The organism is Elusimicrobiota bacterium, from assembly GCA_041660925.1.
Taxonomy (GTDB): Bacteria; Elusimicrobiota; Elusimicrobia; order UBA1565; family UBA1565; genus JBAZUV01.
The window spans coordinates 78141-90525 of record JBAZVI010000008.1 but is presented as its reverse complement, the minus strand read 5'-3'; the positions used below and the strand labels follow the sequence as shown (position 1 = coordinate 90525).

Below are 12385 nucleotides of genomic sequence, written 5' to 3'. Positions count from 1 at the left end.
CTTGAATGTGCGGACATCCAGAGGATACTCCGGGGGGCTTCGAGGACCTAGGGCACTCCGGGGAAAAGGGGGGGAGTCATTCGGTCTAGCCCGCCGGGTTGCGCTTCGGCCTCGTTGCGTCAACGATCGGTTCCCGACGGGCCCGCCGCGTCCCGCGCATGGTAAGCGGTTTGTTCTCAGCATGCCCCCGCGCCCAACCGGCGGTCATAGACCGAATGACCGGGCGAGGGGGGCCCCCCTTCCCATGTAGATAGAGGGGGGGCGGTGCTATCTTTCAAGAGACATGACCCGTGGGGGGTGCTTGTGAACACTATCGTGAACTTCCGCAAATCCGCGGCGGCCGTGCTCTGCGCCGCCCTCATCCTGACTTCGCCGGGCCTGCCCGTCTGCGAAGCGCTGGCCCAGCAGAATGCGGCTTCGGCGGTCAACGCCGGGGGCGGCAACAGCGTCCCGGTCGTCCCGATCGGTCTCAGGACCGTGCCGATCTCCATGCCCGGCAGCTTCCAGCCGCAGACCCTCATCCTTCCGACGCTCCCCGCCCGGACGGAGACGGGCGTCGTCGTCAAGCAGGCCCCGCTCGCCGCCCAGCGCCGCGGCGCCGAAGATGATGCGGCCCAGTCCGCCGCGGAGAACACCATCATCGGCGCGCCCGCGCCGGTCATGGTCCAGGCGCCCGCACCCGACGTCAAGTTCGTGGCGCAGCGCGCCCCCGTGCGCTCCGAGCCGACGCCGGCCGCCCCCGGCTTCATGGCGAACTGGCGCGCGAAGATCTCCAACGCGGTCGGCTCCGTCCTCCACCGCAAGGCCGCTCCAGCGACCGGGGCCGTCATCGATGCGGCCCAAGCCGCGCTCGACGACGGCGACAAGGCGTTCGACAACTCGCTCTCGCGCGCCGAAGGCGTCGAACCCGTCCCGGCCGCGGAGTCCTCCACCCTCCAGCCCTCCCTTCTCCAGTCCGCGCGGCCTTCCGCCGGGGTCGTCGCGACGGAGGTCCCCTCGGTCCCCGCGGTCTCCGCGGCGCAGGACGCGCCCGTCGGTTTCTGGCGCAATCTCCGCGACGGCCTGAGCAGCGGCCGCAAGTCCTTCGCGATCGCCTCCTTCGGCGCGTCCGGCTGGCTGGCCGCCGCCACGGCGCTCGCGGGATATCTTCTCCCATCCTACAACCTCGTCCCCGGCATGATGCTCGCCTCCGCGCTCCCGGCCGGTCTCTTCCTCGCCGCCTGGGGCCTCTTTGCCGCGGCGCGCTATGCCGCCGGCGTCCTTCCTTCCCTTAAAGGGAGCCTCCCCGGCGTGACGCCGCTTGCCGCCCGGCCCCTGCCCGTGCGCATCGCCGCCGGATTCCTCACGGTCCCCGCGGCCGTCCTGAAGGCCTGGCTCGCGCGCAGCTTCCCCGCGGGGACGCTGAAGCGCGCTCTCCTGGTCCTCGCGCTCAGCCTCCCGATGGCGGCGGCGTTCTTCCTCGCGCCGGCCCTCGGTCTCGGCGCTTCGGTCGCGACGGGCATCGCCCTCGCCGCGGCGCTGCCTGCCGCCGGCTTCATCGCCGCCGGGCTGGTCCTCGGCGTCCTGCGCGGCATCATCGACCTCGTGCCCGGGTTCCTGAAGCTTCCTTTCGTCTGGGCGGCGCGGCTCGTCGCCGGCGTCTTCCGCCTGCTCGGCGGCTGGCTCTCACGCAGCTTCCCGACCGCGAGCCCGCCCCGCGGCCTCGCGACCCTGCTGGTCTCCGCTCCCGCGGCCGCCGCGTATCTGGCGCTGAGTTCTCCCGCCGTCGCCGCGTATCTGGCGCTGCACTCCTTCGCGTCCGCCGCGGTCTTCCTCCCCGGCCTGCTCGCGGTCGCGGCGGTGCCCGGCCTCGTCTTCCTGTCGCTGAGCCTCGTCCGCGGCTTCCTGCGGCTCGTCGCCGACCTCCTGCCGGGCGCCGTCGGTCGCCTGGCGCGCCGGAACGTCGGCCCGAGCGCGGTGAAGCCCGCGACGGTCCAGGGCTTCGCGCTCGCCGCCGGCTCGGCGGGCTTCGCGGTGTCGCTGGCGCTCGTCCTCAAGGACCTGCCGGCGCTCGCCCCCTACGTCGCGCTCCTCGTCTCCGCTTCGCCGCTGCCGCTCGTCGCGCTCATCGCCGGCGTCCTGCCGGCGGCCGTGCTGCTGGCGTACGGCCTCGCGGCCGGCGTCCGCGCGCTGCTGCGCGCCCGCAAAGGACCCGATCTGGAGGAGGCGACCCCCGCCGCCTCCTCCCGCGTCGGGGCCGCGCTCTTCGCGTCCTCGCTGCCGCTCTCCGTCCTGGCGGCGCTCTCGCTCGTCGTGCCGGCGCTGCTCCCTCTGCAGGCCGGGCTGCGCGCGGCGGCCGTCCTGCCGACCGCGGTCTTCCTCGTCGGGGCGCTGGTCGGCGCGCTGCTGCGCGGCGCCGCCCGTCTCACGGCCAAGGGCTACGGCGCGCTTCCCGCGCCGGTCCGCTTCGTGACGAGCGCGCCGTTCAAGCTCATCGCGACGGCGTATCGCGGGGCGTCCCTCATCATGAGGGAGGCCGCGCGGGGAGGGCTCGCGCCTTTCCTGTGGGCGCTCTCCGCGAGCGCCCTCGTGGCCGGGACTTCGTTCGCTCTGCCCGCGCTCGCGGGCTTCGGCCTGCCGTTGGCGGCGCTGGGCGCCCCGACGGCGTCGCTCGCCATGGGCATGCGCATCGCCGCCGGCCTGCCGCTGGCGGGCTTCCTCCTCTGGCGGCTGGGCGGCGCGTTCCTGCGCCCGGCCCTCGGAGCGCTGAAGCGGATGGCGCCGTCCTCCTTCTCCGACGCGCTTCCCGAGGAGCTTCGCGTCGAGTTCCGTCAGACCGCCGATATGGTCGAGCGGTACCTTCCGGCGAAAGGGGTTCTGGGCTTCCCCGGCGTACTCGGAGCCGCGGTCCTCGCGGCGCCCGCGGGCGTCCTCGTCGCGCTCCTGAGCCTGCTGGCGCCCTCCTCGCTGCTCGTGCCCGGCCTGTGGGCCGGCGCGCTCCTGCCGTTCGCGCACTTCGCGCTCGGCACGGCGCTGTCGACGGGCGGGGCGATGCTCGCCGGAGCGCTGGGACTCGACGGAGCGTCCCTGCGCGGCGAGCGCGGCTTCCTGAAGCGCCTGCGCGCGTGGGCGACGGCGGCCGGGCTGCTGCTCGCGCCCGTCGCGGGGATCGCCGCGCTCTTCTTCGCCGGAGAGGTCGCCGCCGCGGCGGCGCTCGGCGGAGCGATCGTCATGGGAACCCTGTTCGCGGTCGCTCTGCGCGCCGTCGTGGGCGCGTTCCAACTGGACCGGTGAAGGCGACCGCCGCGTTCCTGGCGGCCGTCCTCCTTCTGGCGGGGGAAGCGCCGCTCTTCTCCCAGACCGCGGCCGTCGTCCATGCGGCGCCGGGGACCGTCGTCGCCGCACCGCAGCTCCGCACTCCGGTCCTCTCATCGTCGTTGATCCTCCCGACGGGGGGATCGCGCATCGAGACGGGCGGGCTCCCGCTCATGAAGGTCGTCGTGCCGCTCGCCCGTACGGCGGCCGCGTCCGGGTCTTCCGCGTGGACGGCCCCCGCGGCCGCGGACCTTCACGCCGCTCCCGCCGGAGTCTCCGCGGTCGTCGCCGCGGGGGTGAAGGCCGCGGCGAGTCCGCGCTCCTCGCTTGAGAGCGTCGAGACCGCGCTCGCGCCGGCGCGCGACGAGGACGCCGCGCCGGAGACGCGGGTCACCGCCCTCCAGCGGGCTTTCGCGGGCGCGCGCCTCTATGCCGAAGACCTGCCGGAGACCCCCGCGGCCGTCGCGGACGCGGTCGTCGTCTCACCGGCCCTGAAGGACTCCGCGACGAAGGAGCCCTCCTCGCTCTCCGCGCCGCCCGCTCCTCGGCGGAGTCTCGCGCGCGCCGCCCGCTACGGCTTCCTCATGGGCCTGCTCAGCATCGCGATCAAGGCCGCGGGCTTCTATGGCGCCCTCGCGCTGGGCTTCGTCCCGGATCCCAACTACGGCTCGCTGGTCATGGACGTCGCGGGCGCGGTCCGTCTATCCCCCCTCGCCCTGATGTTCCATCGAGCGGTCTACGCGCCGATCTGGGAGGAGCTCGTCTTCCGGTGCGGCCTTCTGGGGGGGCTGCAGAAGGCCGGGGAGTGGGTCCATCTTCCGGGGGCGGCCGTCGCGGCCTCGGTGCTCTCCTCGGCGGTCTTCGTGCTCCTGCACGAGATGGCCGACCCGCTCTTCATCGGCCTTCGGATGGTCGAGGCCCTCCTCCTGTCCCGCACCTATCTGCGCGAGGGCTATGCCGCGTCGGTCGTCCAGCACGCGACGATCAACGGCCTGCAGACCGCGGTGAACCTGGCGCTGACGGTCCTCGCGCCCGGCGCCTCGACCGCGGTCCTGGCGGCGGTCGGGCTCTTCACGCTGGCGGCTCTCGCCGCCTCGCTGCCGTCGGTCCTGTCTCAGCGCGGCGACCGCCGGGAAGGGCGCATCGCGCGCCATCGTCTTTCGCCCGTCGTCGCGGTGGGCCTGGCCGTCGCCTTCGTCGCCGGGACCTGGCTCCTCATCCCCTACGACCTGCCCAAGAGCCTCCTCGTCGCGATGCTCGTCGTCTACAGCGTGTACAACGGCTGGCCCCTCGACGTTTGATCGGGTCCCCCTGCGGGGGGATTCAGGCGAGATGGACGGACATACGGCAGGCGGAGCAGTCGAACTCCAGGCGAAGGACGCGGCCGTCCTCATCTTCGAGGAAGAGCGGCTCGACCGGCTCGCCTCCCCCGCAGGAGCCCAGGGAATGGCGCAGGCAGTAGCGGCAGCTCATCAGGCGGGAGCCCTTGCGGACCGGGCCGCTCTCGAAGGCGCGCTCGACGCGTTCGACCCCATGGCGGCGGAGGAAGCGCTCGGCGAGGGCGTTGAGGACGCCGGCTTCCGGGCCGAGCGCCTTTTCCGGGTAGGCCGCGTGGGGGGACTCGGGCAGGCGCCGGCCGCGCGGGTGCGCCGCGGACCGGGCGGCGAGGAGCGACTCGGCGGCTTCGCGGCGCAGCCGGTTGAGGACGGCGACGGGGACGAAGGGGGTCTCCGGCGGCAGGACGGTCTTCACGGCGAGCAGCGGCGTGCCGCCGAACTTCGTCAGTTGGCGCTCGAGCGTCTCGCGTCCGCGCGCCGCGTCCTTCGCGGGCTCCCGCGCGCAGTCGGCGCGCGCGGCGGCCGAGACGCCGTCCTCGTCCTCGAGACGCAGTTCCAGCCCCGTGCGCGTCGGACGCAGTTCCAGCGAGACGGAGATCTTCCTCTCGATGCGCGCGAGCGCCAGCGCCTTGCGCCAGAGTCGGTCGCGGTTGCGGAAGAGCTCCGTGCCGGGGACGATGCCGCGCGCGTCCTGCACCCGGAGCCGGCGGCCCTCGACGGCGTTGACCAGGGTGCCGCGCAGCTCTCCGGCTTCCGTGAAGAAGGCGAGGCCGTCGCCCGGGTGGACGGGGGGGGACGCGTCCAGCTCGAGCAGGCCGGCGCGGGCCGAGCGGACGGCGCCGAGCGGCTCGCCGACGTCCTTGGGGGCGGCGTGCGCGTGCATGCCGGCGTCCCTTCCCTTGAGGAAGTAGGCGGTGTAGCCGCGGTTGAAGGTCTTCGCCGGGTCGGGGCTGAAGGCGCTCTCGACCCGTCCGGAGGACGCCCGGCGCCCGCCGACCTTGCCCAGCGCCGCGTCGAGCGCGCGCCGGTAGTAGAGGACGGTGTTGCGGACGTAGTCGAGGTCCTTGAGCCGGCCTTCGATCTTGAAGGAGGTCACGCCCGCGGCGATGAGCCCTTCCAGGTGGCTCGCGAGGTTCAGGTCCTTGAGGCAGAGGGCGTGGCAGCCGGCCGCGAGGACGCGCCCTCCCGCGTCGCGGACCGCGTAGGGCTTGCGGCAGGGCTGGGCGCACTCCCCGCGGTTGGCGCTGCGTCCGCCGAGCGCGTAGCTCAGCGCGCAGCGGCCGCTGTAGGACACGCACAGGGCGCCGTGCACGAAGGCCTCGAGCTCGAGGCCCGGCGCGGCCGCGGCGACCGCCGAGATCTCGTCGAGCGCGAGCTCGCGGGCCAGGATGGCCCGGGAGAAGCCCGCGTCCCGGAGAAAGCGCACGCGCGCGGGGGAGTCGTTGTGCATCTGCGTGCTGGCGATGAGGGGGAGCGGCGGCAGGTCCAGTTCGAGGAGTCCGAAGTCCTGGACGATGAGGCCGTCGACCCCGTCCTCGTGCAGGCCGACGACGAGCCGGCGCGCGGCCTCGAGCTCGTCGTCGCGCAGAAGCGTGTTGACCGCCGCGTAGACCTTCGCGTGGAAGACGTGCGCCCGGGCGGCGAGCTGGGCGATGTCTCGCCGGGAGTTCCCGGCGGCCCGGCGCGCGCCGAAGCGCTCGGCGCCGACGTAGACGGCGTCCGCGCCGCACTCGAGGGCGGCCAGGCCGCAGGCCAGGTCCTTCGCGGGTGCCAGAAGCTCGAATCGGTCCGTGCGCATGGGTCGTCCCTTTGAGGGCGCCGAATAGTATCATAGCCGAACCGGAGGAACCTGTCATGAAGAAGACCCTTTCGCTCGCCCTCATCCTCGCCGTCCTCGCCCCGTCCGCCCGCGCCGCGGTCCCCGCCGCACCGGGGCCCAGGGACGTCGAGGCTCGCGTCGAGGCGCTGCTCTCGAGGATGACGCTCGAGGAGAAGCTCGGGCAGCTCCAGCAGCTCGACGGCCTCTCCGAAGGGACGGCCCGTCCCGAGTTCGCCGACCTCGCGCGCAAGGGCCGGCTCGGCTCCACGCTCAACGTGCGCGGCGCCGCCAACGTCAACGCTCTGCAGAGGATCGCGGTCGAGGAGTCCCGCCTCAAGGTCCCCATCCTCTTCGCCTTCGACGTCATCCACGGCTACCGCACCGTCTTCCCCGTCCCCCTGGCCGAAGCCGCCTCCTGGGACCCCGCCGCCGCGGAGCGGGCCGCCGCGGTCGCCGCCGCCGAGGCCGCCGCCGTCGGTCTGAAGTGGACCTTCGCGCCGATGGTGGACATCGCCCGCGACCCGCGCTGGGGCCGCATCGTCGAGGGCTCGGGGGAGGACGCCTACCTCGGCGCCGCCCTCGCGCGCGCCCGCGTGCGCGGCTTTCAGGGCGCGGACCCCGCGGCCCCCGACAAGGTCGCGGCCTGCGCCAAGCACTGGGCCGCTTACGGCGCGGCCGAGTCCGGGCGCGACTACAACACGACCGACGTCTCCGAGCGCGTCCTGCGCGAGACCTACTTCCCGCCCTTCCGCGCCGCCGTCGAGGCCGGGGTCGCCACCTTCATGAGCGCCTTCAACGACCTCGACGGGATCCCCGCGACGGCCAACCGCTGGATCCTCACCGACGTCCTGCGCGGGGAATGGGGCTTCGACGGCCTCGTCGTCACCGACTACACCGCCGTCGCGGAGCTCATCCCCCACGGCCTCGCGGCCGACGGCGCCGACGCCGCGCGCCTCGCGCTCTCCGCCGGGGCGGACATGGAGATGGTGAGCCGGCTCTACAACGAGCACGGCCCGAAGCTGGTCGCCGACGGCCGCCTTCCCCTGAAGACCGTCGACGAGGCCGTGCGGCGCGTCCTGCGCCTGAAGTTCCGGCTCGGCCTCTTCGAGCATCCCTACGTCGACCCGAAGCGCGAGAAGACCGCCCTCCTGACGAAGGAGAACCTCGCGGCCGCGCGCGCGGCCGCTGCGAAGTCCTTCGTCCTCCTCAAGAACGACGGCGGGGTCCTTCCCCTGGACAAAGGGATCAAGACTTTGGCGGTGCTCGGCCCGCTGGCCGACGACCCTTCGGTCATCGGCTCCTGGTCGGGCGACGGGAAGAAGGAGGATGCGCTCACCCTGCTCGCCGGCCTGCGCGCCAAGTTCCCGAAGATGACGATCCTCCACGCGAAAGGGTGCGCGATCGACGACGCCTCCTCCGCCGGTTTCCAGGAGGCCGTCGCCGCGGCGGGCAAGGCCGACGCCGTCGTGCTCGCCCTCGGCGAGAGTTCCGAGATGAGCGGCGAGGCCTCCTCGCGTTCGACCCTCGACCTCCCCGGCCGCCAGCTCGAGCTGGCCGAGGCGGTGCTCGCGGCCGGGAAGCCCGTCGCGGTGGTGCTCATGAACGGTCGGCCGCTGACGCTGACGCGCCTGGCCGCGAAGGCTCCGGCCATCCTCGAGACCTGGTTCGCCGGCTCGCAGGCGGGTCCGGCCATCGCCGACGCGCTCTTCGGCGATGTGAACCCGGGCGGGAAGCTCCCGGTCACCTTCCCGCGCGCTCTGGGCCAGGTGCCGCTCTACTACAACCACAAGGGCACCGGCCGGCCGCCGGCGCTCGACAACAAATACACCTCGAAGTACCTCGACGTCCCGGTGACGCCGCTCTATCCCTTCGGATACGGACTCAGCTACACGAGCTTCCGGCTCTCGGGCCTCGAGCTGAGCGCCGGGAGCATCCAGCCCGACGGGACCCTCGAGGTCCGGGCGAGCGTCGAGAACGCGGGCGCGCGCGCCGGCGACGAAGTGGTGCAGCTCTACATCCGCGACGCGGCCGCCAGCGCGACGCGGCCGGTGCGGGAGCTCAAGGGCTTCGAGCGGGTGACGCTGAAGCCCGGCGAGAAGCGCGCCGTGGTCTTCACCCTCGGCCCGAAGGAGCTCGGCGCGCTCGACGCGCGCATGCGCTTCACGGTCGAGCCCGGGAAGTTCCAGGTCTTCGTCGGCACGGACTCGACGGGCGGGTTGGAGGGCTCCTTCGATGTCGCGGCCAAATAGCAGCGCCGTGCAGGCAAGGCGCTGGGGGCTCGCGTTCCTTCTCTCGCTGGCGGCGCCCGCGGCTCGGGCCGCGGGGACGGCGCCGTCCGCGCCGCCGCTGACCCGGGAGGACGAGGCCTTCCTCGACGACCTCCAGCGCCGCTCGCTGTCCTTCTTCCTCGAACAGACCGACCTGCGCACCGGGCTCACGCGCGACCGCGCGCGGGCCGACGGTTCGACCTACACGAGCGACCGCGGCAAGGTCGCGAGCAGCGCCGCGACCGGCTTCATGCTGAGCGCGCTCTGCGTCGGCGAGGCCCGGGGCTGGCTCGCGAAGGACGCGGCCCGCGACCAGGCCCGCCGCACGCTCGAGTTCTACGTCGGGCGCAGCACCCACGTCGGGGGCTGGTACTACCACTTCGTCGACCCGGGCACGGGCGAGCGGCGCTGGAACAGCGAGGTCTCCACCATCGACACCGCGCTGCTCCTCGCGGGCGTCCTCACCGTCCGGCAGTGCTTCAAGGACGACCCCGAGATCGTGCGGCTCGCGACCGAGCTCTACGCGCGCGTGGACTACCCGGCGATGCTCGCCGGCGACCCCGCCCTGCTCTCCATGGGCTATCATCCCGAGACCGGCTTCATCTCGGACCGCTGGAACCGCTACTGCGAGCACCCGATCCTCACGCTCGTCGGCATCGGGGCGCCCGGCCGGGCGCTGACGCCGAAGGCCTGGAGCGCCTGGAAGCGGAACTGGAAGGAGTACGGCGGCTTCCGCTACCTGGACCACAAGGACACCTCGCTCTTCATGCACCAGTACCCGCAGGCCTGGCTGGACCTGCGCGCCTGGCGGGAGAAGGGGAAGCGGCCGGTCGACTACTTCGACAACTCGGTGAAAGCGACGCTCGCGCACCGGAGGTTCTGCCTCGAGGAGCTCGGCAAGGAGTTCCCGAAGTCGTACGGGGGGGCGGTCTGGGGCGTCACGGCCTCCGACGCCTCCGAGGAGCGCTACATCGCCTGGGGCGGGCCCCCGCGCGAGAGCCACATCGACGGTTCGGTCGTCCCCTGCGCGCCCGGCGGCTCGCTCATGTTCACCCCCCGGGCGTCGCTCGACGCCCTTCGGGCCATGAAGGCGAAGTACGGGGAGAAGGTCTACCGGCGCTACGGCTTCGTCGACGCCTTCAATCCCACGACCGGCTGGTTCGACGCCGACGTCATCGGCATCGACGTCGGCATCACCCTGCTCAGCGCCGAGAACCTGCGGACCGGGCGCGTGTGGGGCTGGTTCATGGCGAATCCCGAGATCGAGAAGGGTCTGCGGCTCGCCGGCTTCGAGAAGACCTGAAGGGGGGGCGTTGCGCAGCTCCCCCCGCTCTTTTGTATGCTCGCACACGGCCGCAACCCCGGAGGATGGTCATGCCACTCACGCTCGCCGCGACGCTCCTGACGTTCCTCGTCCCCTTCGCTTCGGCCGCCGCTCCCGAGAAGCCCCTTTATAAGGACCCGAAGGCGCCCGTCGAGGCGCGCGTGAAGGACCTGCTCGGGCGCATGACGCTCGAGGAGAAGGTCGGGCAGATGACCCAGCTCAACTTCTCGGCCTACAACTCGGACCAGAACGTCGCCGTCGACGTCGTCCCGGAGAAGCTGCGCAAGCTCGTGCGCGAGGACCACGTCGGCTCCTTCCTCAACGGCATCGCCGTGCCGCCCGCGCAGTGGGTCCGCTACGGGACCGAGCTGCAGAAGATCGCGCTCGAGGAGTCGCGGCTCGGCATCCCCATCGTCTACGGGATCGACCACGTCCACGGGGCCGACTACGTCAGCGGCGCGACCATCTTCCCGCAGAACCTCTCGATCGCCTGCACCTTCGACGACGCCTTCGCGGCGCGCGAGGGGAGCGTCACCGCGCTGGAAGCCGCCGATCTCGGACATCATTGGAACTTCGCGCCCATCCTCGACGTCGGGCTCAACGCCTACTGGTCGCGCCTCTTCGAGACCTTCGGCGAGGAGCCGCTCGTCGTCGCGCGCATGGGGAGCGCCTTCGTGCGGGCCCTGCAGGAGGAGCCGAAGACGGCCCCCTACCGCATGGCGGCGACCGCGAAGCACTTCCTCGGCTACTCCGACCCCAAGTCGGGCTGGGACCGCTCTCCGGCGCAGATCCCCGACCAGTATCTCTACGAGTTCTTCGTGCCGTCCTTCCGCGCCGCGATCGCGGCCGGGGTGAAGACCGTCATGGTGAACTACGGAGAGATCAACGGCGTCCCCGTGCTCTCCTCGCACCGCCATCTCACGGAGCTCCTGCGCGGCGAGCTCGGCTTCAAAGGCGTGGTCCTCAGCGACTGGGACCACATCACGAAGCTGGTCAAGGAGCACCGCGTCGCGCGCGACGAGAAGGACGCCGCGCGCATGGCGGTGAACGCGGGCATGGACATGGCCATGACCCCGTACACGACCGACTTCAGCCGCAACCTCGTCGCGCTCGTTCGCGAGGGGAAGGTCTCCGCGGCGCGCATCGACGAGGCCGCGGCGCGCGTCCTGCGCCTCAAGTTCGAGCTCGGACTCTTCGAGCACCCCTTCCCGAGCGCCGACCGGCTCGCGCGCGTGGGCGCCCCCGAGCACAAGGCCGCCGCGCTGGCGGCCGCCCGCGAGGCCCTGGTCCTCCTCGAGAACAAGAAGGGCGTCCTGCCGCTCTCGCCGAAGACGCGCTCCATCCTCGTCGCGGGGCCCGCGGCGGATTCCAAGCGCCACCTCGGCGGCGCCTGGACGCTGGGCTGGCTCGGGCGTCCCGAGGCCGAGTATCCGGCCTCCATGCCGACGATCCTCGCCGCCCTGAAGAAGGAGTTCCCGGCCGCCGAGGTCCGCCTCGCTCCCGCGGCGGGCGCTCCCGGGAGTCCCGTGCGGATGGCGTTCCGGAAGGCGGCTTCGGCCGCCGACGTCGTCGTCCTCGCCCTCGGAGAGGAGCCCGCGACCGAGCAGGAGGGCCTCATCGAGGACCTCTCCATGCCCGACGAGCAGCTCGACCTGGCGGCCGCCGCCGCGGAGAGCGGCAAGCCCTGCGTCCTCGTCCTCGTCGAGGCGCGGCCCCGGGTCATCTCCACGATCACCGACCGGATGGGCGCGGTGCTCTTCGCCGGCCTGCCCGGCTTCGAGGGCGCGACGGCCATCGCCGAGGTCCTCTCCGGGAAGACGAATCCGAGCGGCAAGCTCGCCTTCTCCTATCCCGCGGCTCCCGGCCACGTCGTGGCCTATCATCACAAGTCGTCGGACCGCACGACGGCGCAGTATCCTTTCGGGGCCGGCCTTTCCTACACGCAGTTCGCTTACGAGGGCCTGAAGCTCGACGCCGAGCGCGTGGGCCCGGCCGGGAAGGTCCGCGCGAGCGTGCGCGTGACCAACAAGGGCAAGCGCGCCGGCCGCGAGGCCGTGCTCTGGTATCTGAGCGACGAGGTGGCCCGCATCACGCGCCCGGTCAAGCGGCTCAAGCAGTACGAGAAGATCGCGCTGGCGCCCGGAGAGTCGAAGGAGGTCTCCTTCCTCATCGACGCGCAGAAGGACCTGAGTTATCCCGACGAGAAGGGCTCCCCGGTCCTCGAGGACGGCGACTTCACTCTCCGGGTCGGTCCGCTGAGCGCGAAGCTGACGTTCGATTCGACGAAGAAGTAGCTCGGGTCCTTCGGGATCGCGGACGCAGGAGCCCTCCCCGTACGGGAGGG

Annotated in this window: 6 protein-coding genes; 5 read left to right on the top strand and 1 reads right to left on the bottom strand. The window is 72.5% G+C overall.

Annotated elements, in window-relative coordinates:
• Window positions 1–303 precede the first annotated feature (303 nt).
• The gene (locus tag WC969_12030) at window positions 304–3273 is read left to right on the top strand and encodes a hypothetical protein (protein MFA6030575.1); all 2970 of its coding nucleotides are present in this window, start codon (window positions 304–306) and stop codon (window positions 3271–3273) included.
• Entirely contained in the window at window positions 3270–4595 is a 1326-nt protein-coding gene (locus WC969_12025; protein ID MFA6030574.1) for a CPBP family intramembrane glutamic endopeptidase, read from the top strand. Before WC969_12030 ends, WC969_12025 begins: the two co-directional genes overlap by 4 nt.
• A 22-nt stretch (window positions 4596–4617) precedes the next feature.
• On the opposite strand, the gene WC969_12020 is transcribed toward WC969_12025, so the two are convergent.
• Window positions 4618–6429: a U32 family peptidase gene (locus WC969_12020; protein ID MFA6030573.1), complete on the bottom strand. Its 1812-nt coding sequence runs from the start codon at window positions 6427–6429 to the stop codon at window positions 4618–4620.
• Between the two features lie 56 nt (window positions 6430–6485).
• Here WC969_12020 and WC969_12015 point away from each other — a divergent pair, with 56 nt between their 5' ends.
• From WC969_12015 to WC969_12005, 3 genes are all read left to right on the top strand, one after another.
• Window positions 6486–8699, top strand: coding sequence for a glycoside hydrolase family 3 N-terminal domain-containing protein (locus WC969_12015; protein ID MFA6030572.1), 2214 nt, complete (start codon window positions 6486–6488; stop codon window positions 8697–8699).
• Between the two features lie 7 nt (window positions 8700–8706).
• A complete protein-coding gene (locus tag WC969_12010; protein ID MFA6030571.1) occupies window positions 8707–10020 on the top strand; it encodes a glucoamylase family protein in 1314 nt (437 codons plus the stop codon).
• Window positions 10021–10091: 71 nt separating this feature from the next.
• Window positions 10092–12335, top strand: coding sequence for a glycoside hydrolase family 3 N-terminal domain-containing protein (locus tag WC969_12005; GenBank protein ID MFA6030570.1), 2244 nt, complete (start codon window positions 10092–10094; stop codon window positions 12333–12335).
• Window positions 12336–12385: the final 50 nt, after the last annotated feature.

Excerpts from the sequence above, each read along its gene's own strand:
- WC969_12020 (MFA6030573.1), bottom strand. The coding sequence starts at position 6,429 with ATGCGCACGGACCGATTCGAGCTTCTGGCACCCGCGAAGGACCTGGCC.
- WC969_12015 (MFA6030572.1), top strand. The coding sequence starts at position 6,486 with ATGAAGAAGACCCTTTCGCTCGCCCTCATCCTCGCCGTCCTCGCCCCG.
- WC969_12005 (MFA6030570.1), top strand. The coding sequence starts at position 10,092 with ATGCCACTCACGCTCGCCGCGACGCTCCTGACGTTCCTCGTCCCCTTC.